The organism is Rhodococcus sp. MurmanLake-1, assembly GCF_056945715.1.
Map to the genome: position 1 here is coordinate 371,179 of NZ_JBWZNF010000002.1, position 24,820 is coordinate 395,998.

Here is a 24,820-nt window from a genome sequence, read left to right on the forward strand (position 1 = left end):
CTCTGTGACTCGCCTTCAGGCGTTCCTTGCGACATCACATCATCATCGTCGCGGAGCGTCGACGGTGCCAGTTGTTTACGGCTACTTCGGGGTCGCACCGAGCATCGGTGCGAGTTGAGTGGCAATCGGGTTCAGGTTCAGCTTGTCCGGGTCCACCTTGGGCTTGCTGTCCCACGGTTGCGAGGTGTTCGGGTCGGCGAACGCGATGCGGTTGGCGCTCCGAACTCCCGTTTCGCTGCCCTGAGGTGCCTGGCAGTTGGCGGCAGTGTTCAACGGGAAGTTCTGCGTCGTGTCGTCGAAGTTCGGGTCTTTGCGCTTCATCTCGTCGAGGATCGCCATGGTCCCTTCGTAACCGACGGTGCACGAGAGCGGGTTGTTGGTCTCGAGTACCAAGCCCAGATGTACCGTGCCGTCTCCCGGTGCAACGGTGGGCGCCGCCCCGGCGAGGGCAGGCAGGAAGAGCAGGAAGGGCTGCAGCGAGGGCAGTGTCGGGGCGGCTGCCGCTGCGACGGCGGAGAGGTTGGAGAGGTTGGTCGTGAGCGCGGAGCCGGCTTCGGTGACGAGAGAGCCGACTTGTTCGCTGGCCGGTATGCCGTTGTCGATCACGCGTCGGATGTCGGGGTCGCTGGTGCGCAATTGCGCAGTCAGTGCGTCGAGGTCGGTGCTGAACTGCTTGATCGCCGACGATTGATCGGACTGGGTCGTGAGTACCGTCTGGCTGTCGCGGATCAGTCCGAGGGTCTGGGGAAGGGTGTCGAGGCCCGACTGGGAAATCCCCGACAGCGAGTCGGCAAGGACTTGCAGATCTTCGCCCTTGCCGTTGAATGCCGCGCCGAGTTCCTTCGCGACGGTGTGGAGTGCGTCTACCGGAACGGAGTGCACCAGACCGTTGGCGCTGGTCAAGACGTTCTCGATGGGGATCGGCGTGGTGGTGTCGCCCACGGCGATCACCGAGCCGTCTTCGAGGAACGGGCCCTGGTCGGTATCGGGCTGAAGGTCGACGTACTGTTCACCGATGGCTGAGCGATTGGCCACCACGGCTCGCGCGGATGCGGGAATCTGTGGAGCACTGCTGTCGATCAACAGGTCGACTTCGATTCCGTCGGACGTGAGCGACATGTCGCCGACGCGTCCGACGGGTACACCGCGATAGGTCACTTCGGCGTTGGTGAAGATGCCACCGGACGTCGCCAGTTCGGTTTTGACCGTGTATTGGCCGAATCCCAGAAGATTGTCCAGCCGTACGTATTTCGCTCCGACATAGATCAAACCGAGGAGTGCAACCACGACGAGTGCGACCAGCTGCCACTTGGCGAGCTTCGACATCACCATGTGGGGACGGCCCTGAACTGATGCGGTGTGTTCATGGTTCGACTCCCGAATGACTAGCCGGGTACGGCTGGTGTTGAGCGAATTGTGTTCACCCGCGAGCATTCTCGGGCGAACCGGAAACTTCCGGCAATTCGTTGTTGGCGATAACTATAAACAAGTCGTCACAGATAGAAAGTCGGCGCTGAGATTTCCGCAGGTCGTCGAAACGTAAGTGGCACAGCTCACTTCAAATGCGTCGATGTGACGTACGTAGCTTTGCGTCCGAATCGGGCTTGACTTCGCCAAACATATCCATAAAAGTAGATGCGTTCCGGTTGGCGAGGAGAAGGGGTGCGGTCCATGGATGCTTTGGCGATCTTCAAGGCGCTGTCCAACCCGACTCGTCTGCAGATCTTGGAGTGGCTCGCGCATCCGGCGAAGTATTTCGACGAGGACTCGTACACGCAACAGGATCTCGGGTTTCACATCGGAGTCTGTGTCGGTGACATTCAGGGGCGATCGGGACTTGCCCAGTCGGTGATCTCGGGGTACCTGCAGGGCATGAAAGATGTGGGTCTGCTCGAGTCCGAGCGCATCGGGAAGTGGACGTACTACCGACGAAACGAAACCGTGATCGGCGAGTTCAGGGAATTCGTTCGCGAAAAGCTGTAGCGGTCGGATTGCCCTCGTCGGCCGGTTTTGCTCAATCAAACATATCTATATATCTAGATATGTATCTGTCTTGTGTGGCGTAGTAGTAAGGAGTGTGTCGTGAAGTCGAAATTGTTGATACCGGTTCTGGCGTTGGGTGTATTCGGAATCATCACTACGGAGATGGGCATTATCGGGGTTCTGCCTCAGGTCAGCGAAAAGTTCGGTATCACCGCGTCCACTGCCGGATGGTTGGTCGGTGTGTTTGCGCTCGTCGTGGCGGTGACCGGTCCGTTCACGACGCTGATCACCTCGGGAATCAACAGGAAAACCGTTCTTTTGGTGGCGATTGCAGTCTTTGCGGTCTCCAACATGGTGTACGCGAGCACGTCGAGTTTCGAGGTGATGTTTGTATTTCGGATCATTCCCGCCGTGGTTCACCCGGTCTTCTTCGCGCTCGCACTCGCGAGTGCAGTTCGACTGGTGCCACCGGAGGAAGCAACTGCAGCTGTGACGAAAGTATTTGCGGGTGTCACAGTAGGATTCGCATTCGGTGTACCGCTGACGTCGTATCTGGCCGAGAACTTCTCGGTGTCCACGGCTTTCGTTTTCGGTGCCGTGGTCAACGTTCTCGCGTTTCTCGGGATTGTCGTACTTCTGCCCTCGGCTCCGGTGACACAACGCCTGTCGTACGGCGCACAGGTCGGGATCCTTCGCCGGCCGCGCGTGTGGTTGACCATCCTTTCCGTCACCTTCGTCTTCGCAGCCATGTTCTCGGTGTACGGATACTTCGCCGAATACCTCGGCGGAGTGACGGGCATGAGCGGATCGTGGATCAGCGCGATGCTCTTGGCTTTCGGTGTCGTGATGATCTTCGGCAACTTCGTCTTCGGGGCGGTGCTCGCCAAGAGTGTGGTGCGCACGGTTGTGGCTTTTCCCTTGCTGTACATCGTCGTCTACGTGATGCTCTATCTGGCAGGCCCGTACTTCGGTGCGATGGTTGTAGCCGTGTTGGTTTGGGGTGTAGTGCATTCCGGTGGACTGGTGGTTTCGCAGAGTTGGATGGGGCGAGACGCAGTCGACGCGCCTGAATTCGGCAACAGCCTTTTCATCTCGTTCTCCAACTTGGGGATCACGCTCGGAACTGCGGTCGGTGGACTGTTTCTCGCGCATTTCGAAACCCGCCAATTAGTCTGGGCCGGAGTATTGTTCGCGGTCCTGGCAATGGTGACAATCGGTGCTCGACTCTCGCTCGGGCACGTTCACAGCGAGAACGGCGTCAGTGTGCCGGTGTAGATTTTGGGCAGTGGCCGTGTGAACTCGCCGCGCGCACTGGTCGACAGTCCGAGGGTGACCAACGATTGAACCATCGTGACCCCAGCGGCAACGCCGTCGACTACCGGGACACCGAGTTCGTCGGACAAGTCCTGGCACAGGTCCGCCATGCCGGCGCAACCCAGCACGAGGACGTCCGAGTCGTCTTGCTCCAATGCGTCGAAACAGGCTTCCAAGATCACCTTTCGCGCGTCGGGATCACGATCGAGTTCCAGAACCGGAATCTCGCAGGAGTGGATACCCCGGCACCGAGCCTGCATGCCGTACCGGTCCACCAGATCGGCTGCGCGGCCGCGGGTTCGACCGAGGGTGGTCACGATGCTGAATCCGCGTCCCAGGAAACTTGCGTAGTTCATTGCCGCTTCGGCAACAGCTACGACGGGGCCCTTGGCCAGCTCTCTGGCTGCATCCAGGCCTGGGTCACCGAAGCAAGCAATGACGTAGCCGTCGACTTCGTTCTTTTCTCCGGCGGCGATCTCGGCCAGGATTCCGGGGATGCTGAGAGCTTCGTCGTAGTGGCTTTCGATCGACGCGGGACCCATCGCAGGGCTGACGGCCTCGACGAATGTGCCCGAGCCCGCGACGGCCCGGGCACATTCCTCGATCTTGGCGGTCATCGCCCACGTGGTGTTGGGGTTGATCACCTTGATTCTCATGACGATCAGTCGACCGTCACAGTGTCGGGAGAAGAAGCATTCCGGACAGCCAGGGAAGTGCGCGTGGCGAGTAGGTAGTAGACGGCAAATCCGAGCCCGCAACCGATGAACCAGCTGTACTGCGCTGCGGTGTACATCCCGGTGAGGTCCTTGCCCAGGACCGGGACCATTGCGACGACGGCTCCCACCACGGTGGCGATCACTGCAGCAGGATTGTATCCCTTGCTGTACCAGTAGGTTCCGGTCGGCGACATGCTGAACAGTTCGTCGACGATCACCTTCTGCTTGCGCACGAGGTAGTAGTCGGCAATCAGGATTCCGAACAGCGGACCGATGAAGGCTCCGAGGGTTTCGAGCGTGTAGTGGATGACGTCGGGATTGTTGTAGAGGTTCCACGGGGTGATGAGGATCGAGCCGATCGCCGCGATCATCCCGCCGGCGCGCCAGCTGATCTTCTGCGGGCTCACGTTGGAGAAGTCGAAGGCGGGGGAAATGAAGTTGGCCACGATGTTGATGCCGATCGTGGCGATGGTGAAGGTGAGTGCGCCGAGGACGATGGCGAAGGTGCTGTCGATTCGTGCCACTGTTGCGACGGGATCGGTGATCAGTTCGCCGTACACCGGCAGTGTCAACGACGCCGTAACGACGACCAACACCGAGAATACGAGGAAGTTCAACGGCAAACCGAGGAAGTTGCCCTTCTTGACTGCAGCGAACGACTTCCCGTAGCGGGAGAAGTCACCGAAGTTGAGCATCGGTCCGGAGAAGTACGAGACAACCAGAGCGATCGCACCGAGCATGACCGGCACGGCGTCGAAACCGGAGTACTTGACGTCGCCGAGTGTGAGATCGACAGCGCTCCAGCCTGCCTGGTAGATGAGGTACCCGCACAGCATGAACATCACGATGTACACAGCCGGCCCGCAGAAGTCGATGAAGCGGCGGATCGATTCCATGCCTCGCCAGAAGACACAGGCTTGAAGTACCCACAGGAGCATGAAACTTCCCCAGCCCAGTGCGGATAGTCCGGCGAATCCGTAATCTTCGACGACGGCATACGGTGCGAGTGAGGGAAAGAGTTTGATCAGTACGACATCGAGGGCTGCCGAAGCGAGGAAGGTTTGAATCCCGTACCAGGCCACGGCAATCAGGCCACGAATGATTGCCGGGATGTTCGCGCCGATGACACCGAACACGCTGCGGCAGATCACCGGATACGGTACGCCGGTAACTTGGCTGGGCTTGGCGACGAGATTGCAGAAGAAGTAAACGATCGTGATACCGACCAGCAGGGCGACGAGTACTTGCCAGCTGGCCAATCCCAGTGCGAAAAGACTACCGGCAGTGACATATCCGCCGACGCTGTGTACGTCGGACATCCAGAAGGCGAAGATGTTGTACGACGACCAGGTCTGCTTGCGAAGCGGCGCCAGATCCTCGTTGGTCAAGCGAGGGTCGTAGCCCGGTTTGATCAGTCCGCCGCCGACCGGGTGGCCCGCGGCTTCGACGAGGTCGGCCGAGCCGGTTTCCTTTGGGGGAGTTGGGGTAGTGGTCGTTCGGGACGGAAGAATGTCGGTCATGACAGCTCCTGTGCATCAGTGCAGGAAATCAGCGGACAGTGCACGAGCTCTCAGCGTCAGTGATGAAAACTGTGTTGAGAGAAAGGTATCGACGCTGTGTTGCACAGCTATTGCGCAATCGGTATATCTTTCTCGGCCAGTAGGCCGGTGTCTGTCGGCAGAGTCGCGATCACGGTGTTGAGTCGGCGATGATGGATTTCGGAAGCACTCAGAAGAGCGGCTGCGTCCCGACGCAGGAATGCGTCCAGCATCGCGGTGTGATCGGAGTGCAGAACCTGGCGATCGACGCCGGCAACATGGACCATCGGCTGTACCGGTTCGGTGATGTTCCAGGCAGCTTCGAACATGTGCAGAAGTCGAAGCATTTGCGACGGTCGGGTCAGTGCGAGGTGAAAGTTTCGGCTCTCACAGTGATAGGACTGAGAGTCGTCGTAGCGCAACGCGATCTCCAGACGGGAATTCACCTCGACGGCGTGTTCGTGATCCTCTTCGGTGGCCTGCTCGACGGCGACGGCCAATGCAGCTGATTCGAGAGTTTCGCGGACGATGTACATCTCGCGCAGTTCTGCCGGCGTCAACTGAGCAACGGTGTAGCCGAATTGGTGGCGGTGGTCGACCAACGACTCTCCGACCAGGGTCTTCAGCGATTCCCGCACTGGTATTCGGCTGACCCCGAACACATCAGCCACGTCGCCGAGAGGGATCGGGGTACCCGGAGGCGCCGAACCCGACAGAATCACTCGGCGCAGTTCGTCGAGGATCGTTTGTTGTGGACTGCCGGGAGCGTCGATTACCAGTTGCGTCAGTAGTACCGATCTACGGCGCGGCGGCATGTCGGTCTCCCTTCTCGTCGCTGCCAGGGTAGAAATCCGTTGTTTCGGGCGCGTGACACCGGCATGGCCGTCGTGAATCGCATGCGTGAGGGCCGACATTTCGACTGCGATGACGAAGCACAAGTGAGCGCTGCTCAGGGCGACGAACGCGGGGGTAGCGTTGATTTGTAGTGGTTGGCAGAAAGCGAGTCGGTCGATGGCATCCGTTGTGCGATCAGAAGCCGACCAGCGAGTTGTCGGCAACTTGCCCTTGGAGTTGACGAGTTTTGTCGGCCGACGGCGTGAGTTGGCCGAAGCCAGAAGATTGTTCGAGTCGTCCCGTTTATTGACGCTCACCGGTATCGGAGGTGTCGGCAAGACGCGGCTCGCGATCCGGCTTGCGAGCGCGCTCCAGCGGGTGTTCCGAGACGGCACGTGGTTGGTGGAGTTGGGCGAGCAGACGGATCCAGAACTCCTCGAGGATTATGTCGCCGTGATTTTGGGGGTGCGGCCGGTGTCCTCGTCGGACCCGCTGCACACTGTGATCGAATACTGCTCCGATCGCAGTCTGCTGTTGGTACTCGACAACTGCGAACATCTGGTCGATGCCGTCGCTCTGTTTGCCGGTGCGATCCTACGGCGATGTGCCGGGGTCAAGATCTTGGCGACGAGCAGAGAATCGCTGGGAATGGGCGGTGAGGTGACGATGCGCGTTCCCTCGCTCACCACGCCGCAGCAACAGCCGCGCGAATTCGAGGGACTTGCCCAGTACGAATCCGTGTCGTTGTTCACCGAGCGTGCGGCTTCAGTCGTCCCCGGTTTCACCCTCACTGAGGAGAACAAGCGCGCCGTTGCTCATATCTGTCACGACCTGGATGGACTCCCACTTCCGATCGAGTTGGCGGCCGCTCGCCTGCGCGGTATGTCGGCGGAGCAGATCATGGATCGGCTCTCGGATCGTTACCGCCTGTTGACTTCCGGTGGGCGTGATGTTCCCAGTCGTCAGCAGACCCTGCGCTTGTCGATCGATTGGAGTTACGACTTGTGCTCGCCTCCGGAGCAGCAGCTGTGGGGTCGGCTGACAGTATTTTCCGGCGGGTTCGAGCTGGACGCTGCCGAGGGAGTGTGCGGGCAGGATTCGAGTTCGACGGAAGTGCTCGATCTGGTCACTGCGTTGGTCGAGAAGTCCATCCTCATTCGTGAGGAGATCGACGGCACCGTTCGCTATCACCTGCTCGACCTCCTGCGGGAGTACGGACGAGAGAAGGCCGAGATCTCGAACGACTACGTGGAACTTCGACGGCGCCACCGGGATTGGTTCGAAGCGCTGGTCGTTCGTGCGGAAGCCGGTGGATCAGTGACCGGCAAGCAGCGTGGATCGCACGGCTGGGTCGTGAACAGCACAACGTCTACGACGCGCTGGAGTTTTCGATTTCCACTACCGGAGAGGCGCGATCTGCGACGCGAATGGTCGGTGCGTTGTACAGATTCTGGCTTTCTGGTGGATTGCTTGTGCAGGCACGGTATTGGACGGATCGAGCCCTGAATACAGAGGATCGGGAGCTCGACCCGTTCCGCGTTGATGTCTTGGCCATCGACGCTGTGAATCACGCGATGCAGGGGGAACTCGAACGGGCACAAGCGCTGGTCGACGAGAGTTGGCACCTGGCGAATGCCTTGGCGGACGTACGCTCACGCGGTCTCGCGGCATGGGGTGACGGATACGTCGATACGTTCAGAGGCAACTTCGATACCGCTACAGCCAAGCTGGAATCCGCGTTGACGCTGTTTCGATTGGACGAAAATCTGCTGCATGTGGTGATCGGCCTGGACACCCTGGGGATCGCGTACTTTCTTTCCGGGGCCCTCGATCGCTCGGTGGAGTGCAACGAAGAGACTCTCGCGATCACCGTGCCCGCCAACGAAGTCATGTTCCAGGCTTTTGCGTTGGGAACCCTCGGGCTCGTGGGCTGGCTCCGAGGTGAATTAGATGACGCACGTGATTATTTGACGCGAAGTCTGAGAATTCTCGATGCCCCGATGAACTCGGCGTGGTGTATCGAACCACTGGCGTGGATTGCTGCAGCGCAACGTGATTGGAAGAATTCCGCGGTTCTGCTCGGCGCGGCAGCCATGTATTGGCAGAAGGTCGGGGGTCGGCTGGCGGGCCTGCCGGGTTTGTCGCCTCATCACGACACTGCGGCAGAGACTGCTCGTAGGGCTATGGGTAAGAGTGCTTTCGACAAGTCGTTTCGCAACGGATTTGTGATGTCCGAGGGTGAAGCTGTCGCGTATGCGCTCGACGAGCGTCGCAGTGTTCCGGGTTCATCGTCAACTGAGGCACCTCACCTCACTCGTCGTGAGCAGCAAGTTGCGGAACTCGTTGCGCGGGGCCTGACCAATCGCGCTATCGCGGAACATCTCGTGATCTCGCTTCGCACGGCTCAGGGGCATGTGGAGCATGTGCTGACCAAATTGGGTTTCACCTCCAGAGCGCAGATCGCGGCGTGGTTCGTGTCGACCGAGCAGGAGACCGACTCCCGAGGCTGAGATCGCGGGCAGTGGTTAGCGCTTCTCGGGTGCAGTTCGCGGGGGTAGCGTTGCTTTTGGAGTGAAATCGCAGAAAGCGAGTCGGTCGATGGCATCCGCTGTGCGTGCAGAAGCCGATCATCGGGTTGTCGGCAACTTGCCGTTGGAGTTGACGAGTTTTGTCGGTCGGCGGCGTGAGTTGGCCGATGCCAGAAGATTGTTCGAGTCGTCCCGTTTGTTGACGCTGACCGGCGTCGGGGGCGTGGGCAAGACACGTCTCGCGATTCGGCTTGCGGGTGCGCTGCAGCGGGTGTTCAGCGACGGTACCTGGTTGGTGGAGTTGGGGGAGTTGTCGGATCCGGATCTGCTCGCGGATTATGTCGCCGCGCCGGTGCGTGCGCGGCAATATCGAGTTCGATACTTCACCCGGAGAAAAACCTCACCTGAACTGCAGTGGCGCGGGACTTCCCCACGCGAGTCTCGCGCTTGGTTCTGGTGAACTCGGTTGGTGGTGGCGTGTGGTCGAGTGCTGGTGGTCAGGAGCGCCCGATTCGTGAACGTCCGTGGTGGAACTAGTGTGGGTCGGCGATGGTCGAGGCTGCCGAGTCCGTACACGCTCGCAGAATCCCACAGTTTCGATACGACGAGTTCGCGTTCAACGCGCTTCGCAACGCCCATGGAGTGTGGCAAACGGGCAACCTCGCGCGGACTGCGGATCTCATCGATGCACTCGAAGAGATCGCAGTCCGCGCGATGCCTGTTGTCGTGTTGTGGGGAGCTGATGATCATGTGATTCCGCGAACGAGTTTTCATGCTGTCTGCGCCGCCTTGGGTGATCCCGAGGTTCGCGAGGTTCCTGGCAATCACAATTGGCTTATCGACGATGCGGAGTTGTTCGGCCAGGTGTTGACGGAATCACAGGCCGGACGAGCTGTCAGTGCACCTGTTCTGTCTCCTTCGTTCGTGTTCTGTTCGACCACGCGGATTGCGCAGTGACCAGGCAGCCGGCGATCAGGGTGATGATCGCGATGACGCGCACGGCGCTGTCCGCGCCGGTGGTGAAGGCACTCAGGACGGCGTCGTGAGCGAGGGGAGTGTCGGCCATCTCGAGTCCGTCTGCGACCGTGCGTGGCGCGGCGCCGTCTCCGTCGCGCATCGAGTCGGGCAATGCGCTGATGAAACGGCTGGTCAAGATGGTGCCGATGACGGCGACGCCCAAGGCGCTGCCGAATTCTCGTGCCGTCGCCTGCAGTCCTGAACCGACGCCTGCCTGTTCGAGGGGCAGCGAGTCCGCGATGTCGTGAGTCAATACGGGGAGCGCGGCTGCCGCGCCGATGCCGATGACGACGAGCCACAACGCGTAGGCGAAATAGGGAGTGTGGGCTGTGCTGGTCGACAGCCCGAACATGCCGACCCCGATGAACGCGAACGCTGCCGCCACGGTGATGGTGGAACCCAGACGAGCCGAGATCAGCGGCACGAAGCGAGCACCGAACAGCAGTGGAATGGTCAGCGGTATCACCGCCAGGCCGGTGGTGAGAACGCTGAATCCCTTGGCGTACTGCAGAAATGATGCGTTGACGTAGAACAGTGCGAACAGACCGAAGAACGCGACGGTCATTCCCAGGCATCCCGCACGCAGCAGAGGAAGGCGGAACAACCGCGGATCCAGCAAGGGTTGCTCGACGCGGAGCTCGACGATGATCCATGCCGCATAAAGCGCCGCCGACGCGACGAATGCTGAGATCACCGTGATACTGCCCCAACCACTTTCGGGTCCTTCGATGACACCGACCAGCAACCCGAACGTCGCCGCCGTCAGCAAGACGGTTCCGACAGGGTCGAGACCGCGGTGATTTCGAGGGGTGCGAGGAGCGAGATAGGCGACTGCGGCAGCACCTGCCAACGCGATGGGTACGACGGCGACGAACAACCAGCGCCAGGACCCGGTCTGCAGTAGCGCGCCACCACCGACATTCCCTGCCACGCCGCCGAATCCGGTCGACGATGCCCAAATGGCAATTGCGCGAGGACGCTTCTGTGGGGGAGTCGCGTGCATGAGGATTGCGAGGCTGTTCGACAGAACACAGGCGGCTCCGACTCCGGTGACGCAGCGGCCGATCAGCATCACCGCCACTGTGGGGGAACTTGCGGACACGGCGGCGCCTGCTGCGAAGAGGATCAACCCGATGGTCAGCACCCCTTTGCGTCCGAAGCGATCACCGAGTGCCCCGCAGGGGATCACCAGACAGGCGAAGACCGTGACGTAGGAATCGACGATCCATAGAAGCTGCGTCGAGGAAGGATGCAGAGACCCGGACGTCAGGAGCGGAACTGCCAGGTTGATGGCAGCGACGAACGCAATAACGAGGACGGTGACCGCGCACAACGTTGCGAGCACCAATCCTTGTCGCGCGTCCGAGTTCGCCCGACTCTCCGTCGGTATCGAAGTATTTGTGGACAAGACGCACCTCTTTGCGGAAATTTGTTCTATTGCGGGAGTTGTTGATCGACAGCCAATTCGGCTACTGAAACGACAGTAGGGATCTCGGTAACGTGCGTCTACTGCAAAGATTGCAGTAGATAGTTGCGTATGGTGCAACTATGGCGATGGATATGGACCTCAATCTTTTGAGAGTGTTCGACGCTCTGGTGGCGGAGGGCAGTGTCACCGGCGCGGCCGAGCGATTGAACTTGTCGATACCGGCAACCAGTAGGGCTTTGGGGCGTCTCCGGCGTGCGATGGATGACCCGATCTTTGTTCGTGCCGGGCGTGGGTTGGTACCGACGCCCTTTGCGTTGCGTGCAGCACCTCAGGTCCGATCGCTCCTGGAAGGGGCGCAAGGCCTGTTGATCGACCGCAAGAACTTCGAACCAGCAGAGCTCGAGCGGACTTTCGTGATCCGAATCAACGAGGGCACGGCGGCCAGCCTCACCCCGGCTCTGGTCAGGCGTTTCGCGGCGGAAGCGCCGAACGCTGTAATCCGTTGTGTCGGAGAGGGAAACGAGGACGTCGACTCGCTGCGGAACGGTTCGATCGATCTCGATATCGGCGCTGATCCGTTGCCGTCCTCTGATGTGTGCAGTGAGATTCTCTACCGAGAGGGTCATGTGGGCTTGGTATCGAAGTCGTCGCCGTTGGCCCGCACGGCTCAGCCGACACTCGCGCAGTTGTGTGAGCATCCACATGTCTCGACATCCAGACGTGGCCGGACACACGGACCGATCGACGACGCGTTGTCCGCAGTCGGAATGCGCCGGCGGGTGATCGCGGTGGTTGCCTCGCCCGTTGCGGCGGCGCTCATGGCGGCCGACAGCGATCTCGTTGCACTGGTGCCGGAAAGGCTTGCCCGATACTTTGCCGCTCGCCTCGATGTCGCCTGGTTTGCGGTGCCGACCGAACTACCGGCCGTCACCATCCACCAACAGTGGCACGGTCGGCTGGACCACGATCCAGCACACAAATGGCTGCGCGAACAAGTACGTGAGGCAAGCGTCTAGCTGGATTCGGCAGATGTTCTGTACTCTCGCAGTCATGCAACAGCGGAGCACGGGAACGGTGACACGGTCACTGTTGCTGCTTCTGCTGCCGTTCATCGCTCTTCTCGCCGTGCCTCCGCTTGGATCGTCGGGTAGCGCCGCGGTGCTGGGAACTGCGATTGCCGTCTTCGTGGTCGCAGCCCTCGCAACGTCGTCGAAGTACGAACTTCTGCAGCTGTGCGCGGTTTCGGCCACTGGCCCCTCTGATGACGAACGCTGCCTGCGTGGCGCTTTCCGCAGGCAGAGCAGCCCGGACGCGCCCGGCCGTCCACAGCCTCGAGCTCCGGGAATCGGTCTGTAGATCGGCCGTCGGCGGGAGTGAACTCGTCGTAGGTCGGTCAGACGTCTTGCGTCCACGACCATTCCCGCGCTCTCATCTCCTGTGAGCGTGCCTCTCGGTGAGGTTCATTCGTCATGCTCGATTTTGTCTACTACCCCGTGTCCGGAATCCTCTGGTTCTGGCACAAGGTCTTTTCACTGATCTCCGGATCACCCGACAACGGCGTCGTATGGGCGTTGTCGGTCGTATTTCTGGTCTTCACGCTCAAGGCTTTGCTGTTCAAACCCTTCGTCAAGCAGGTCCGCACGCAACTGGTGATGCAGAAGCTGCAACCTCAGATCAAGGCGTTGCAGAAGAAGTATTCGGGTGACCGGCAGAAACTCACTGTCGAGATGGCCAAGCTGCAGAAGGAACACAACTACAGTCCGTTGCTCGGCTGTCTGCCGATGCTCGTTCAGGCACCGGTGTTTATCGGCCTTTATCACGTCCTGCGATCCTTCAATCGGACTGGAGCGGCATCGCACGTCCCGTTTCTGAGTCCGACCGAACCGATGTCGGTGGCGGACAACGCGAATACGGCCAACTACTTCTTCAGTGCCTCGGACGTGCAGTCGTTTCTCGACGCCAAACTGTTCGGCGCGCCGTTGTCCGCCATGATTTCGAGTCCGGCAGCGCAACTGGAAGCGTTCGGCGACGTCAGCCGTATCTCCATCATTCTGGTTGCCGTACCGCTGATGATCTTCGCCGCCGTCGCTACACATTTCACGTCGCGGGCGTCCATCGCGCGCCAAGTGGACACCGGAACCGTCAACCCTCAAACAGCGATCATGAACAAGCTCGCATTGTGGGTGTTTCCGGTGGGTGTGATCGCTTTCGGTGCTTTCGCGCCCGTGGCGATCCTGCTGTATTTCGTGAGTAACAACTGCTGGACGCTGGGACAACAGCATTTGGTCTACGGCCGGATCGCGGCGGAGCAGAAGGAAGCTGAATCGTCGCCCACACCCGGAGTGACTGCGCCCCCGTCGCCCAGGGTGGCTGCAGCACCGCCGCTGCCGGGTGCAAAGCCGATCCGCGCCAAACGCAAGCGATGACCGAAAAGCGACCCCTCCCTACCGGCGGGTAAGGCACGTACGCTGGAATGCATGACCAAATGGACCGCAGAAGACGTAGTCGATCAGACCGGCCGCACATTTGTCGTCACGGGGGCGAACAGCGGACTGGGTGAGGTAGTCGCACGGGCGCTTGGCAAAGCCGGGGCCGACGTCGTCCTCGCCTGTCGTGACACCACGAAGGCCGACGCCGTAGCCGCCGAGATCGGACCCAACGCGGTTGTCCGTAAATTGGACCTCTCGGATCTGTCGTCGGTACGAGCCTTTGCCGACGCAACGGAGAAGGTCGACGTCCTGGTGAACAACGCCGGCGTGATGGCGGTTCCGTTTCGCCGGACTGTCGACGGATTCGAAATGCAGATCGGCACAAACCATCTCGGGCACTTCGCGTTGACCGGATTGCTGAAGGACAAGCTCACCGACCGTGTCGTGACGATGTCCAGTGCCCTGCATCAGCTCGGAACTGTCGATCTGGACGATCTCAATTTCGAGCGTCGGAAGTACAACCGCTGGTTGGCCTACGGGCAGTCCAAGCTTGCCAATTTGTTGTTCACGTACGAACTTCAACGCAGGCTTGCAGCCTCGGGATCTTCGCTCAAAGCGCTTGCTTCGCATCCGGGATACGCGTCGACGAACCTGCAGGGTCACACCGAGTCGATCCAGGACAAGCTGATGGGAATCGGCAATTCGATCTTCGCGCAGTCTGCGGAGATGGGTGCCCTTCCCGAACTGTGGGCGGCAACCGCGCCGGATGCCTTCGGCGGCAGTTACATCGGACCGGACGGTCCGTTCGAGCAGCGAGGTTATCCGAAGGTCGTGGGGTCGAACAAGAAGTCACACGATTCGAAGACAGCCTCGGGCTTGTGGACGCTGTCGGAGAAGTTGACCGGAGTCTCGTTCGGGATCTGATTCAGATATGAAGGTGGCCGCGAACTTCGAGAAGTTCGCGGCCACCTTCATATTCGTTCGAGCCAGATGTTGTTCGGGTTACAGCGTGACAACCATCTTGCCGGTGTTCGCGCCGCGCATCAGGTCGATGAACGCTTGCGGTGCATTCTCCAGGCCTTCGACGATGGTCTCGTCCCACTGAATCTTGTTGTCGGCGAGCCACCCTGCCATGTGGGTGCGGAATTCGCCACCGAGGTGACGGTAGCCGCCCACAAGGAATCCGCGCAGTGTGAGCTGCTTGCCGATCACCAGTGCCAGGTTGTGGGGAGCGGTGGGCTTCTCGGTGGTGTTGTACTGAGCGATGGCTCCGCACAGGGCAATCCGGCCACCCTGGTTCATGGCATCGATGGCGGCTTCGAGATGCTCGCCACCGACGTTGTCGAAGTACACGTCGATGCCGTCAGGGGCGGCAGCGGCGAGCAGTTCGGTGATCGGGCCGTCGTGGTAGTCGAATGCCGCATCGAATCCGAGTTCGAGAAGTCGGGCAACCTTCGCCGGTGAACCGGCGCTGCCGATTACTCGCTTCGCTCCGAGCAACTTGGCGATCTGACCGACGAGCGATCCGACGGCACCGGCTGCGCCGGAGACGAATACGGTATCGCCTTCCTTGAACTCCGCAACCGCGGTGAGGCCGGCATACGCGGTGAGGCCAGTCATGCCGAGGGCACCCAGGTAGGCCGTCGCCGGCGCGATGGACGTGTCGGCCGGAGTCACTGCGGATCCGTCGAGGATGGCGTATTCACGCCATCCGAGGCCGTGGACGACAACGTCGCCCACAGCGCGATCAGCCGACTTGGATTCGACGACCTCGCCGACAGCACCACCGTCGAGCGGCGCACCGACCTGGAACGGCGGAAGGTAGGACTTCACGTCGTTCATTCGGCCGCGCATGTACGGGTCGACGGAGATGGCGATGTTGCGGACCAGGATCTGGCCGTCTTCGAGTTCGGGGAGTTCTACTTCGGCGGTGGCGAAGTTCTCCGAGGTGGGCCAACCGCTCGGGCGTGAAGCGAGACGGATTTCCCGGCTGACAGTGGTGGTGCTCATTCGTCGTCCTTACTTACTTCGAGGGTGACCTCGATGTTGCCGCGAGTTGCATTGGAGTACGGGCACACCTGGTGCGCCTTCTCCGTCAGCTCGACGGCCTGATCATGGGGCAGGTGGGGGAGTGAAACCTCCAGCGTCACAGCGAGTCCGAAGCCTCCTGCATCGTTGGGGCCGATGCCGACCCGTGCACCGACTGCGGAATCAGCCACGTTGGCCTTCTCGGCGCGGGCGACCATCTGCAGAGCGGAGTGGAAGCATGCTGCGTATCCGGCGGCAAAGAGTTGCTCGGGGTTGGTGCCTTCGCCGCTGCCACCCATTTCCTTGGGAATGGCGAGGCCGAGATCGAGGCGTCCGTCCGAAGTGCGAGCGTGACCGTTGCGGCCTTCGCCGGTGGCAAGTGCTTCTGCGGTGTAGACGATATTCATGACTTCTTCTTTCCGTCGGAGTGGGCGTTGGATGCTTGAAGTGACTCACCGAGACGAGTGAGAACGTCTCGGAGTTCGGTGAGTTCGTCGTTACTCAGACCAGTGGCGCCTGCGAGCTTGGCCGGGATGTCCTCGGCCTTGCTGCGCAAGGTGGAACCCGCCTCGGTCAGGTGAATCTCGACGCGACGCTCGTCCGTGGTGAGGCGTCGGCGCTCGATGAATCCCAGACCCTCCAGCCTCTTGAGCAGCGGCGACAGAGTTCCGGTATCGAGATCGAGTGCCTCACAGATCTCACGCACGCCCCGGCCGTCTCGTTCCCAGAGTGTCAACAGGACGAGGTACTGGGGATACGTGATTCCCAGGTCGTCGAGCATTGCCCGGTACGCGGCCGTAGTGGCCCGCGACGCCGAATAGAGGGCGAAGCAGACCTGGCGTTCGAGAGCGAGTGGGTTGGTCACGAGAACAACTGTAGCGCACAGTTAAGTTGTGCACAACAAAGAAGTGTCAAATAGATCCACGGATGCGCAGCCGTCTGGCTACGACGTCGACAGAACCTCGGATACGCACTCGAGGAAGGTAAGCACTGCCTGGGACGCGGTTGCCGGAAATCGGGTGCGCACTGCCAGTCCGTCGTGGGTGCGCGAAAACCAGAACTGAACGTCGTCGGCGCTCGACACGCGACTGAGTTGCTGCGGATTGATCGGCGCAGGTTGTGAGTCGCCGGGCCGTGATTCGCGGGGGCGAGACCCACCGGGCATGGTCCGGTAGTCGGCGTAGGACACCGAGAAGATGTCTCGGCGAGTGGGCGAAACCTCGGGTCCCAAGCTCCTCAACACTTGTCTCGACGACACGGACGACAGTGAAAGTGCCTCGTGGAAAGCGAGATTGACTGCCCGAGCAGTGCTGTGAAGATCATCCATGCTCGTCACGGTGATGGGTGCATTGGCCACCAGCCAGCCGAAGGTGTGGTTGTGCCGCGGTTCCCGACGCGTGTGAACAGGAAATAGAAGGCGTGTGTCTCTCTTGTCGGTCAATTGTGTTGTGGCCAAACCGATCGACGCAAGAATCGCACCGAACGACGAGTGTCGATGATCGGCGCAGTTCTGGTCGAACAGCTCTGCTTCGTCGGCGTCGAGGAGCATTCGGGTGTCTGTGCCCTGGGGCGACATGGTCCCGGCGGGCAGTCCCAGATCTACGGGAAAATGGGGAGTGTCACCCCCACATGATCGAAGGAAAGACCGCCACCCTGCAATGCGGTGGTCGCCGGGCTCTGGATCCGCGGTTGCCGATTCACGGAAGCAGTAGTTGAGGAAACTCCCGGGCTCGGGCAAGAGATCCGACGCGATCGGATTACGGTCCGCCCGCGTGTATTCACGGTACAGAGTGCTGATCTCGGTAATTGCGATGCTCATGGACCAGCCGTCGCAGATGGCATGGTCGAATCCGCAGATCACTGTCGACTGGTCCTCGCGGGTGATGGCCCCGAGAAAGTAGGCGGGAAACGCAAAAGGATTGCACCATCGATCCAAGCGCTCGCCCAAGAGTTCTCGCACCTGTTCCGGCGTTCGCGCATCCGCCACTGTTTCCTCACGGAGGCGCAGATCGGCGACATCGGCGACGTCGACGAACAGCGCCGAGGATTCATCCGCTTCTTCGGCCTGGGAGAACGAGCACGACAGGGCGTCGTGACGGGACGTCCATTCCTCGAAGCTGGTCCGGAGTGCGTCCGTGTCGATCGGGCCGGGAACGTCGAAAGTGGCAGCGAGCCAAGTCGTATCGCCGCGGCTCCCGGCAAGATGCAGCTGCTGATTCGAGGTCGGAGGAACCGGATACGTCGATCCGGTGGAGATTTCGCTCGGCGTCCACTGCAGGATGCGGCCCGGCCGTGCCTCGAATCTGTCGAGAAAGGTGATGTGCATCAGGCGGTCTCCACTTCCTGACGTGCATCCGCCTGACGAACGACACGGTAGTCGCCGGTATCGGCGACCGTTCTCAGGACGTTGCGGAGGTGTCGAAGGTACCGATCCACCGATGTGTGCGCTTGCTCGGTATCGGGAAAACTGACCATCACGTACGTACGGTCTTCCTTCCGGTTGATCCACATCGACAGATCACCCGTCGTTCCTGGCCCACCGAGTGCGCGCGCTTCGAGTTCGTCGTGGTGCTCGGCACCTGGAATCAGGCGCATGTCGATGTACGACACCATCGGCGGGACCGAGGTTCCGCCGATGTCGGATCCGGTCAACTTCGACACCTGGGCGATCACCGAGTGAATGGACACGTCCGCGAGTCCCTTCACGGCTGCGCGAGCAGCGTGGGCATGGGGGAGTGCATCGGTGAAGGTGGTGACACCACTCAGCGTGAACGAGACCGGGACGAGATTGATGAACCAGCCTTGAGAAAACAGGTATCTCGGATCGGAACGAGTACCGACTGCGTTGAGCGCGAAGTAGTTCGCTCTGTCAGCAACTTCGATCTCGGTGAGGGCGAGGGCTGCGAAGATCCCCGTGGAGAATCCGACGCCATTGGACTTGCACAGCGCTGCGAACGCGGCTGACTCGTCGCTGTCGAGAACGTCGATATGTGTGCGGGTCGACCGGGTCTGTTCGCCCTGCGCGACGCCGAGGTCGAGGGGGAACGTCGGGAGTTGTCCGGCGTTGGCGGCGAGAATCGAAATCCATTGCTGCACAGGTTCTGCGGCTAGGTCGAGGTTCTTCGCCGCTGCCCGTTCTTCGCCGCTGTACTCGACGTAGCTGCCGGGAGAGGGAAGTTGAGCGTCGATGCCGGCGCTTTCGGCGATGTACAGCGCACGAAGTTCTTCGACGCCCAGCATCAGCGACAGGCCGTCGGTGTGCGAGTGATCGACGCCGTAGTAGATGGTGAAACCGGCGCCTGTTCCGTGCTCGACGGCGCCACTGGTGAACGAAGGCCATTGCAGTGGGCTGGTATCGCCTGCGAAACTTCGGCTGACATGCTCGCGAACCGCATCGGTCGTGTTCAGGGAACCGACGCTGTGCGGCGCGAGTTCGATCGTCGATTCATCCACCACGTGACGGTCGATGACCCCGCTGCCGCCAGGATCTTCGGATGGTCTCACCTCGAACCAACTGTGAAGTGTGTTGTGCCGCAAGACAAATGTCTGGACAGCCCGACGCAGTGCCTCCCGATCGAGATCACCGGGCAGAGTGAACGTGAATCCGATCCACGGTGACCAGTCGACGCCTTGTGCGCGCTTGTGATCGGCGGTACGAATGTGTCCCTCTTGGAGGAACGAGAGAGGTTGGTCGCTCAGCGGTGCTCGAGATGCTGCCGTCAGGGACTGCTCAGTAGGCCTGAACTCGGTGAGCGTCCCGGCTTTCGGTGCCCAGAGATCGATGGGTGTCATTTCCATGAGAGTTCTCCTCGATCGGTGCAGCGGTATTGATCGGTACAGCGGTATTGATCGGTACAGCGGTATTGATCGGTACAGCGGTGTTGGTCGGAGGTGAGCATGTGTCGGTCGAGAAGGCAAAGTCCTCCATTTCGCGGCGTAGGAGTCCCGCGAACTGATGGATGTGGCGGCTTGTGCGCGCGTTGCCTGGGTGGCGTATGGCCAGATTGAGCCCTTCGGGAGTCCGTGTGAGCCAGATGTAGACGTCGGTTCCCGAATGATCGCGACTACGAAGGCCTCTGGTCTGCCAGCTCGTCCATTGCTCGGCACCAGGAACGTGACGAACGTCCATGTACGAGAGCACGAACGGCAGGTGCTGCGGGGAGTCGATCAGCTCGCACACTTTCGAGTACGGCAGGGCCGCTGCGGGGCGGACGCGTCGCATCTCCGTGCCGGCAACCTTGGCCAGATCGCTCACGGTTGCTGCGGGAGCAATCGGGATCCTCACCGGCACAACACCGATGAACCATCCCAGCGACGCGGCCCATCGAAGCTCCGAACGGGTGTGTTGCGGCACCACGACGCGGAATTCGTCTGCACCGGTGAGATCACCGGTCACCTTGGCCGCGCACGCGAGTATCGCGGCCAGGAATCCTTGGTTGCTGCGCTTGCTCGCTTCTGCCAGGCGTTCGGCTCCCCGGGCGCTCAGAAGCCAGGCGGACAGGCTCTGCTGAGGGCCTCGGCGTCCGGCGACCGGTTCGGGCAGCGCTGGAAAGAGCGGAGCCTCGCCCTGCGCGTAGAACTCGCGCCACGTCTGCACCGCCGGGTGAGAGCAGTCCGCCTGTCCCACGAGATCTCGTTCCCTGGTGCCGAAGTCGATGTAGCTTCCGGTCTCCGGCGGCGAGGGAGGGCTTCCCTCGCTCGACGAACGGTAGATCGTCTGCAGTTCGTGCGCGGTCAACGCCACCGAATATCCGTCCAGCAGAGCATGATCAGCGGCAAAGACCACGGTGAAATGGTTGGGACCTTCAATTGTCGCGAACTGGTACGCAGGCCACACAAGTGGATCGGTCGACCGGTCGAGCAGTTGCTGCAGATGCGTGAAGACGGACATCGAGGACGCAAGATGTCCGACTTCGTTACCCAGAATTCGGACGTCTCCAGGACCCGCGGTGCGTCGGACTATCGCTTCGCCCTCCATGGCGACTCGTGTTCGGAGCACTTCGTGGCGATCGATCCAATGATCGAGAGTGGCCGCCCAGATCCTTCGGTCGAGTCGGTCGTGGATACGAAACGAGGTACCCAGCCACGACGGAGTGCATCCGTCGTTGTGATGGTGCGCCTGCCGTTTCGCCTGCTCGGCATGTTTCAAGTGTGCCTCGTGTATGTAGCTGGCGGGACGCTGGTCGACAGGCCACAGTTCGGGCGGATTCACTGCGGCAGGAGTCCACTCGGTGACGGTCCCAGGAGGTAGGGGATAGTCGGCAAGTTCCGTGAATTCCATTGGGAAACCTGATCTCTCGAGATGGCGAAAGGTGGGGATCGTGAACGGGGCGGATGTTTGTAACCGAGAGTGACAGATGATTAGTCAAGGCAAGTAGAACGCGACCCGAGGCTCCGCGCAACTGCTTCGGTGCGGGATGTGACGAGGAACATTCTGCTCGTTATTTCGGACAATTCGAATACTGGACATCCGGTTTACAGCCCTGGTCACCTGTCAGTTGATCGATCAATCACTCTGGCGTGAAACAAATTTCAACAGACCGTTGTGAACTCCGTCGGACGGCGAAGAATGTGCGCATGCGAATCTCGGAATATGTTTGTGTGTAGCAATTTTCGTATGGGTTTGACTGTATCTCTTTTAATTGCAACAGGGTTCGTGTACAGCCGTCGTGCCCGTTCGGCGCGCGGATTGTTCACCGAGTATTGACATGCTCGGCATCTGCCGGTCGTATGCAGACGGTATTTGTAAGCGATGACTGATCCGATGGAATACGACCTGGTTGTGATCGGCTCCGGCCCGGGTGGTCAGAAGGCTGCCATCGCGGCGGCCAAGCTGGGTAAACGGGTAGCGATGGTCGAGAAGGGCAACATGCTCGGGGGAGTGTGCGTCAACACCGGCACCATTCCGTCGAAGACGTTGCGCGAGGCGGTTCTCTACCTCACCGGGATGAACCAACGCGAACTGTACGGCGCGAGTTACCGCGTCAAGGAGAACATCACTCCGGCCGACCTGCTGGCGCGAACCCAGCATGTCATCACCAAAGAAATCGAAGTCGTGCGATCTCAGCTCCTGCGTAACCGCGTCGAATTGTTGGTAGGGGTCGGCTCGTTCGTCGACGAGCACACCATCCTCGTCGAGGACGCCTCGCGCGGAGACAAGATGACGATCACGGCAAAATTCGTTGTGATCGCGACCGGAACGTTGCCTGCCCGCCCGGCGGGGGTGTCCTTCGACAGTCACCGGGTGCTCGACTCCGACGGAATCCTCGATCTGACCTCCATCCCGACCACCATGGTCGTGGTGGGCGCGGGAGTGATCGGTATCGAGTACGCGTCGATGTTCGCGGCACTCGGCACCAAGGTCACCGTCGTCGAGAAGAGAACGTCGATGCTGGACTTCTGTGACCCCGAGGTCATCGAATCGCTTCGGTTCCATTTACGCGATCTGGCGGTCACTTTCCGATTCGGTGAAGAAGTGACGGCCGTCGACGTCGGAGCGAACGGAACACTTACGACGCTGCGCAGCGGCAAGCAGATTCCCGCCGAGACCGTGATGTACTCGGCGGGACGGCAAGGCCTCACAGCGCCACTCGCGCTGGAGAACGCCGGGCTCGAAGCCGACGAACGTGGCCGTATCTACGTCGACGACAATTTTCGCACCAAGGTCGAACACATCTACGCCGTCGGTGACGTCATCGGCTTCCCGGCGTTGGCGGCGACGTCGATGGATCAAGGTCGACTCGCGGCCTACCACGCCTTCGACGAACCAGGCGCGAAGCTGATGGATCTGCAGCCGATCGGCATCTACTCGATTCCCGAGGTGTCGTACGTAGGCGCCACCGAGGTCGATCTGACCAAGGAATCGGTGCCGTACGAGGTCGGGGTTTCCCGATACCGTGAACTCGCGCGCGGGCAGATCGCAGGCGACACCTACGGGATGCTCAAGATCCTGGTGTCGACGGATGACCTGAAACTGCTCGGCGTTCATATCTTCGGCTCGGGTGCAACGGATCTCGTGCATATCGGCCAAGCGGTGATGGGGTGCGGCGGGACCGTCGAATACCTTGTCGACGCCGTCTTCAACTATCCGACACTGTCCGAGGCGTACAAGGTGGCGGCGCTCGACGTCATGAACAAGATCAGGGCTCTCAAGCAATTCCACTAGGGGTCGGGGTGTCCCCAGGTACCGGTCAGGGTCGGTCGGTGTACTTCTCGGGTAGCACTTGTTCGAATACCTGAGGGTGATGTCAGGCCTGGGAAAATAGGGCAGGGTCTATCTCTATGACCATTGCCCATGAACTTCGTGTGGAATTTCGATGCTGATCGGACTGATTGCCGCGATCGTGGCGTGCGTCGGATACGGCGTGGCGTCGGTGTTGCAGGCGTACGGCGCGCGCAAGTCGGCAGCTGCCGCCGAGCAGCGAGGCGAGGCCGGACACGTGACGGCGACGGGTGGCCCGACCTTGCGTTCGACGTTCGCCGCCGCGCTGACGGCGTCGTTCATCCTGGGCACCGTGCTCGATGCGGTCGGATTCGCCGGTAGTGCCATCTCCGCGCGGCTCATTCCACTGTTCTTGTCGCAGACAGTGGTCAGTGCCAATCTCGTCATCACGGCAGTGCTGGGGACCGTGGTCCTGGGCATCCAGTTGCATCGTCGCGACTGGTTCGCGATCGCCGCGGTGATCGGATCGCTCCTGCTGCTCGGTTTGTCTTCCGGTCACGCGGGCGGCGGGAGTTCCAACGACGTCGTCCACTGGGGTGTCCTGGTGGGCTCGGCGTTGATCTTGTCGATCGGTATCGGTTTGATCCGATGGTTGGGCTCACGCGCAGCAGTTGTCGCCGGGTTGATCTCGGGTGTGTTGTTCGGCTGTCTGGCCATTGCCGTACGCGTGGTCTACGGAATCGATCCGTTCGAAATCGGCACGATGCTCCGCGATCCGGCCGGCTGGGCAATCCTCGTCTCGGGCCTGGGTGGTTTCTATCTGCACACGGTGGCGTTGCAACTGGGATCCGTCAACGGAGCGACAGCGGCACTGGTTGTCGGCGAGACGGTCGTTCCGGGAATCGTCGGCGTCGTGGTGCTCGGCGATGCGTCGCGACCGGGCCTGGAATGGCTTGCCATCGTCGGATTCGTCGGAGCGATCGCGGGCGCCGTCGCCGTAGCCGTCTTCGGCGCGGCGAGCCACGAGGGGAAACCTGCCGAAGAAGTGACCGTCTGATGCGATAGCGAATGCGGTGCTGTTCGATCGGTCGAGCGGTAACGGAAGCCGCGTTCTTGCGGATAGTTCCAGTGCGCGACCGATGCCTCGCATGTCTCGTGCGGACAACGGCACAAAGAACGGAGGAAAGTAATGAGCAGCTTGGATATTCAACGTTGGTCGAACGACTTCACTGCGCTGACCAAAGTCATTTCGGAAGGCATCGAGCAGTTTGTTCTCCGGTTCATTTCCAGCTGAAGTGATCTGAGCTCGCTGCCTGGCAAGGAGTTATTGATCTCCACCGCGGTTCGGAGGCCGAATCGTGATGAAGCAGAGGTCCTTACGGGGTCTGGGAGGCCTGGGCGGGGGCGAGCAGGTAGGAGAACACGTACGTAACTGCGGCGATGACCGCCAGTACGATCAAGGACGTCGGGAACCCTGCGGCATCTCGCACCGGGGCACCTGAAGCGGTGACGGCCGCCATGAACACTCCGATTACCAACAATGTCACCGCCAAGGCCGAGTACGCAGCGAACCGATGCTTCCAGCAGCAGACTGTGCGCGCCGGCCATGTGTGGCTTGTTCTCAGGGCGCAGCGCCCGCCTGCAACAGCGCTCGAGCCAACAATCAGCCCGACCAGCGCTCCGATGAAAGCGGGTATGAACAGTCCTACCCAGGACCAGGCTCCATCGCCGACTATCGGGATCATCAAGGCAACACCTGTGACCGCGCCTGTGAGCGCAGCCAGACTCAGTTCCTTGTCGACCCAGCTCATGGAACAACTAGAACACAGGCGCGATCCCGAG

23 protein-coding genes and 1 pseudogene are annotated in these 24,820 nt (G+C 60.8%); 12 read left to right on the forward strand and 12 right to left on the reverse strand.

Annotation, left to right across the window (positions count from 1 at the left end; all coding sequences use genetic code 11):
• Positions 1 to 81: 81 nt before the first annotated feature.
• Positions 82 to 1,332, reverse strand: coding sequence for an MCE family protein (locus AC2ETI_RS08140; RefSeq protein ID WP_483633765.1), 1,251 nt, complete (start codon positions 1,330 to 1,332; stop codon positions 82 to 84).
• Positions 1,333 to 1,671: 339 nt separating this feature from the next.
• Between AC2ETI_RS08140 and AC2ETI_RS08145 the strand changes: the two genes are divergently transcribed.
• Both AC2ETI_RS08145 and AC2ETI_RS08150 read left to right on the forward strand, forming a co-directional pair.
• Positions 1,672 to 1,983: an ArsR/SmtB family transcription factor gene (locus AC2ETI_RS08145; protein WP_021345375.1), complete on the forward strand. Its 312-nt coding sequence runs from the start codon at positions 1,672 to 1,674 to the stop codon at positions 1,981 to 1,983.
• Between the two features lie 99 nt (positions 1,984 to 2,082).
• On the forward strand, positions 2,083 to 3,258 hold the full coding sequence (locus AC2ETI_RS08150) for an MFS transporter (protein WP_029256097.1): 1,176 nt from the start codon (positions 2,083 to 2,085) through the stop codon (positions 3,256 to 3,258).
• Here the strand turns inward: AC2ETI_RS08150 and AC2ETI_RS08155 are convergent.
• The 3 genes from AC2ETI_RS08155 to AC2ETI_RS08165 all read right to left on the reverse strand — a co-directional run bounded on the left by AC2ETI_RS08155 (position 3,225) and on the right by AC2ETI_RS08165 (position 6,366).
• Positions 3,225 to 3,953, reverse strand: coding sequence for an aspartate/glutamate racemase family protein (locus AC2ETI_RS08155; RefSeq protein ID WP_019745045.1), 729 nt, complete (start codon positions 3,951 to 3,953; stop codon positions 3,225 to 3,227). The two genes, AC2ETI_RS08150 and AC2ETI_RS08155, sit on opposite strands and share 34 nt — an antisense overlap.
• A 5-nt stretch (positions 3,954 to 3,958) precedes the next feature.
• Positions 3,959 to 5,533 carry an NCS1 family nucleobase:cation symporter-1 gene (locus AC2ETI_RS08160; protein ID WP_483633766.1) on the reverse strand — a complete coding sequence of 525 codons (1,575 nt, stop codon included), beginning with the start codon at positions 5,531 to 5,533 and terminating at the stop codon, positions 3,959 to 3,961.
• A 107-nt stretch (positions 5,534 to 5,640) separates the two neighbouring features.
• Complete coding sequence (locus AC2ETI_RS08165) at positions 5,641 to 6,366, reverse strand: GntR family transcriptional regulator (protein ID WP_020908886.1); 726 nt, start codon at positions 6,364 to 6,366, stop codon at positions 5,641 to 5,643.
• A gap of 196 nt (positions 6,367 to 6,562) precedes the next feature.
• On the opposite strand from AC2ETI_RS08165, the gene AC2ETI_RS08170 reads away from it, so the two are divergent.
• From AC2ETI_RS08170 to AC2ETI_RS08185, 4 genes and pseudogenes are all read left to right on the forward strand, one after another.
• A complete protein-coding gene (locus AC2ETI_RS08170) occupies positions 6,563 to 7,891 on the forward strand; it encodes an ATP-binding protein (protein ID WP_483633767.1) in 1,329 nt (442 codons plus the stop codon).
• The gene (locus tag AC2ETI_RS08175; protein WP_483633768.1) at positions 7,858 to 8,895 is read left to right on the forward strand and encodes a helix-turn-helix transcriptional regulator; all 1,038 of its coding nucleotides are present in this window, start codon (positions 7,858 to 7,860) and stop codon (positions 8,893 to 8,895) included. Before AC2ETI_RS08170 ends, AC2ETI_RS08175 begins: the two co-directional genes overlap by 34 nt.
• 88 nt (positions 8,896 to 8,983) lie before the next feature.
• Positions 8,984 to 9,277: pseudogene (locus AC2ETI_RS08180) on the forward strand (ATP-binding protein); the annotation flags it as partial.
• 185 nt (positions 9,278 to 9,462) lie between these two features.
• Positions 9,463 to 9,870 (forward strand): alpha/beta fold hydrolase, encoded by a 408-nt coding sequence (locus tag AC2ETI_RS08185; RefSeq protein WP_483633769.1) that lies wholly within the window; start codon positions 9,463 to 9,465, stop codon positions 9,868 to 9,870.
• Here AC2ETI_RS08185 and AC2ETI_RS08190 read toward each other — a convergent pair.
• Positions 9,809 to 11,275: an MFS transporter gene (locus AC2ETI_RS08190; protein ID WP_254664900.1), complete on the reverse strand. Its 1,467-nt coding sequence runs from the start codon at positions 11,273 to 11,275 to the stop codon at positions 9,809 to 9,811. The two genes, AC2ETI_RS08185 and AC2ETI_RS08190, sit on opposite strands and share 62 nt — an antisense overlap.
• A 203-nt stretch (positions 11,276 to 11,478) precedes the next feature.
• Here AC2ETI_RS08190 and AC2ETI_RS08195 point away from each other — a divergent pair, with 203 nt between their 5' ends.
• The 4 genes from AC2ETI_RS08195 (at position 11,479) to AC2ETI_RS08210 (ending at position 14,712) form a co-directional block, all read left to right on the forward strand.
• The gene (locus AC2ETI_RS08195) at positions 11,479 to 12,375 is read left to right on the forward strand and encodes a LysR family transcriptional regulator (RefSeq protein WP_020908881.1); all 897 of its coding nucleotides are present in this window, start codon (positions 11,479 to 11,481) and stop codon (positions 12,373 to 12,375) included.
• Between the two features lie 34 nt (positions 12,376 to 12,409).
• Positions 12,410 to 12,715 carry a DUF6412 domain-containing protein gene (locus AC2ETI_RS08200; protein WP_029256089.1) on the forward strand — a complete coding sequence of 102 codons (306 nt, stop codon included), beginning with the start codon at positions 12,410 to 12,412 and terminating at the stop codon, positions 12,713 to 12,715.
• Positions 12,716 to 12,828: 113 nt separating this feature from the next.
• The gene (gene yidC, locus AC2ETI_RS08205) at positions 12,829 to 13,785 is read left to right on the forward strand and encodes a membrane protein insertase YidC (RefSeq protein ID WP_020908879.1); all 957 of its coding nucleotides are present in this window, start codon (positions 12,829 to 12,831) and stop codon (positions 13,783 to 13,785) included.
• A gap of 51 nt (positions 13,786 to 13,836) precedes the next feature.
• Positions 13,837 to 14,712, forward strand: a complete 876-nt coding sequence (locus AC2ETI_RS08210) for an oxidoreductase (protein ID WP_020970568.1) — start codon at positions 13,837 to 13,839, stop codon at positions 14,710 to 14,712.
• A 78-nt stretch (positions 14,713 to 14,790) separates the two neighbouring features.
• On the opposite strand, the gene AC2ETI_RS08215 is transcribed toward AC2ETI_RS08210, so the two are convergent.
• The 6 genes from AC2ETI_RS08215 to AC2ETI_RS08240 form a co-directional block, all read right to left on the reverse strand.
• Positions 14,791 to 15,798: an NADP-dependent oxidoreductase gene (locus tag AC2ETI_RS08215; RefSeq protein ID WP_195790530.1), complete on the reverse strand. Its 1,008-nt coding sequence runs from the start codon at positions 15,796 to 15,798 to the stop codon at positions 14,791 to 14,793.
• Positions 15,795 to 16,223, reverse strand: coding sequence for an organic hydroperoxide resistance protein (locus AC2ETI_RS08220; RefSeq protein WP_483633770.1), 429 nt, complete (start codon positions 16,221 to 16,223; stop codon positions 15,795 to 15,797). The genes AC2ETI_RS08215 and AC2ETI_RS08220 overlap by 4 nt, the downstream gene beginning before the upstream one ends.
• Positions 16,220 to 16,681 (reverse strand): MarR family winged helix-turn-helix transcriptional regulator, encoded by a 462-nt coding sequence (locus AC2ETI_RS08225; RefSeq protein ID WP_003940568.1) that lies wholly within the window; start codon positions 16,679 to 16,681, stop codon positions 16,220 to 16,222. The genes AC2ETI_RS08220 and AC2ETI_RS08225 overlap by 4 nt, the downstream gene beginning before the upstream one ends.
• 78 nt (positions 16,682 to 16,759) lie before the next feature.
• Positions 16,760 to 18,142: a condensation domain-containing protein gene (locus tag AC2ETI_RS08230; protein WP_070385606.1), complete on the reverse strand. Its 1,383-nt coding sequence runs from the start codon at positions 18,140 to 18,142 to the stop codon at positions 16,760 to 16,762.
• Entirely contained in the window at positions 18,142 to 19,614 is a 1,473-nt protein-coding gene (locus AC2ETI_RS08235) for a condensation domain-containing protein (protein WP_483633771.1), read from the reverse strand. Before AC2ETI_RS08235 ends, AC2ETI_RS08230 begins: the two co-directional genes overlap by 1 nt.
• Positions 19,547 to 21,097, reverse strand: coding sequence for a condensation domain-containing protein (locus AC2ETI_RS08240; protein WP_483633772.1), 1,551 nt, complete (start codon positions 21,095 to 21,097; stop codon positions 19,547 to 19,549). The genes AC2ETI_RS08235 and AC2ETI_RS08240 overlap by 68 nt, the downstream gene beginning before the upstream one ends.
• Before the next feature lie 471 nt (positions 21,098 to 21,568).
• Between AC2ETI_RS08240 and sthA the strand changes: the two genes are divergently transcribed.
• A complete protein-coding gene (sthA, locus tag AC2ETI_RS08245) occupies positions 21,569 to 22,981 on the forward strand; it encodes a Si-specific NAD(P)(+) transhydrogenase (protein WP_007733953.1) in 1,413 nt (470 codons plus the stop codon).
• Between the two features lie 151 nt (positions 22,982 to 23,132).
• Positions 23,133 to 24,035 carry a hypothetical protein gene (locus AC2ETI_RS08250; protein ID WP_019745033.1) on the forward strand — a complete coding sequence of 301 codons (903 nt, stop codon included), beginning with the start codon at positions 23,133 to 23,135 and terminating at the stop codon, positions 24,033 to 24,035.
• A 319-nt stretch (positions 24,036 to 24,354) separates the two neighbouring features.
• Here the strand turns inward: AC2ETI_RS08250 and AC2ETI_RS08255 are convergent, their stop codons facing one another.
• Positions 24,355 to 24,789 carry a hypothetical protein gene (locus AC2ETI_RS08255; RefSeq protein WP_256063166.1) on the reverse strand — a complete coding sequence of 145 codons (435 nt, stop codon included), beginning with the start codon at positions 24,787 to 24,789 and terminating at the stop codon, positions 24,355 to 24,357.
• Between the last annotated feature and the right edge of the window lie 31 nt (positions 24,790 to 24,820).

Coding starts and splice junctions, on each gene's coding strand:
- AC2ETI_RS08140 (WP_483633765.1), bottom strand. CDS start 1,332: ATGGTGATGTCGAAGCTCGCCAAGTGGCAGCTGGTCGCACTCGTCGTG.
- AC2ETI_RS08145 (WP_021345375.1), top strand. CDS start 1,672: ATGGATGCTTTGGCGATCTTCAAGGCGCTGTCCAACCCGACTCGTCTG.
- AC2ETI_RS08155 (WP_019745045.1), bottom strand. CDS start 3,953: ATGAGAATCAAGGTGATCAACCCCAACACCACGTGGGCGATGACCGCC.
- AC2ETI_RS08160 (WP_483633766.1), bottom strand. CDS start 5,533: ATGACCGACATTCTTCCGTCCCGAACGACCACTACCCCAACTCCCCCA.
- AC2ETI_RS08165 (WP_020908886.1), bottom strand. CDS start 6,366: ATGCCGCCGCGCCGTAGATCGGTACTACTGACGCAACTGGTAATCGAC.
- AC2ETI_RS08170 (WP_483633767.1), top strand. CDS start 6,563: ATGGCATCCGTTGTGCGATCAGAAGCCGACCAGCGAGTTGTCGGCAAC.
- AC2ETI_RS08185 (WP_483633769.1), top strand. CDS start 9,463: ATGGTCGAGGCTGCCGAGTCCGTACACGCTCGCAGAATCCCACAGTTT.
- AC2ETI_RS08195 (WP_020908881.1), top strand. CDS start 11,479: ATGGCGATGGATATGGACCTCAATCTTTTGAGAGTGTTCGACGCTCTG.
- AC2ETI_RS08200 (WP_029256089.1), top strand. CDS start 12,410: ATGCAACAGCGGAGCACGGGAACGGTGACACGGTCACTGTTGCTGCTT.
- yidC (WP_020908879.1), top strand. CDS start 12,829: ATGCTCGATTTTGTCTACTACCCCGTGTCCGGAATCCTCTGGTTCTGG.
- AC2ETI_RS08210 (WP_020970568.1), top strand. CDS start 13,837: ATGACCAAATGGACCGCAGAAGACGTAGTCGATCAGACCGGCCGCACA.
- AC2ETI_RS08215 (WP_195790530.1), bottom strand. CDS start 15,798: ATGAGCACCACCACTGTCAGCCGGGAAATCCGTCTCGCTTCACGCCCG.
- AC2ETI_RS08220 (WP_483633770.1), bottom strand. CDS start 16,223: ATGAATATCGTCTACACCGCAGAAGCACTTGCCACCGGCGAAGGCCGC.
- AC2ETI_RS08230 (WP_070385606.1), bottom strand. CDS start 18,142: ATGCACATCACCTTTCTCGACAGATTCGAGGCACGGCCGGGCCGCATC.
- AC2ETI_RS08235 (WP_483633771.1), bottom strand. CDS start 19,614: ATGGAAATGACACCCATCGATCTCTGGGCACCGAAAGCCGGGACGCTC.
- AC2ETI_RS08240 (WP_483633772.1), bottom strand. CDS start 21,097: ATGGAATTCACGGAACTTGCCGACTATCCCCTACCTCCTGGGACCGTC.
- sthA (WP_007733953.1), top strand. CDS start 21,569: ATGACTGATCCGATGGAATACGACCTGGTTGTGATCGGCTCCGGCCCG.
- AC2ETI_RS08250 (WP_019745033.1), top strand. CDS start 23,133: ATGCTGATCGGACTGATTGCCGCGATCGTGGCGTGCGTCGGATACGGC.
- AC2ETI_RS08255 (WP_256063166.1), bottom strand. CDS start 24,789: ATGAGCTGGGTCGACAAGGAACTGAGTCTGGCTGCGCTCACAGGCGCG.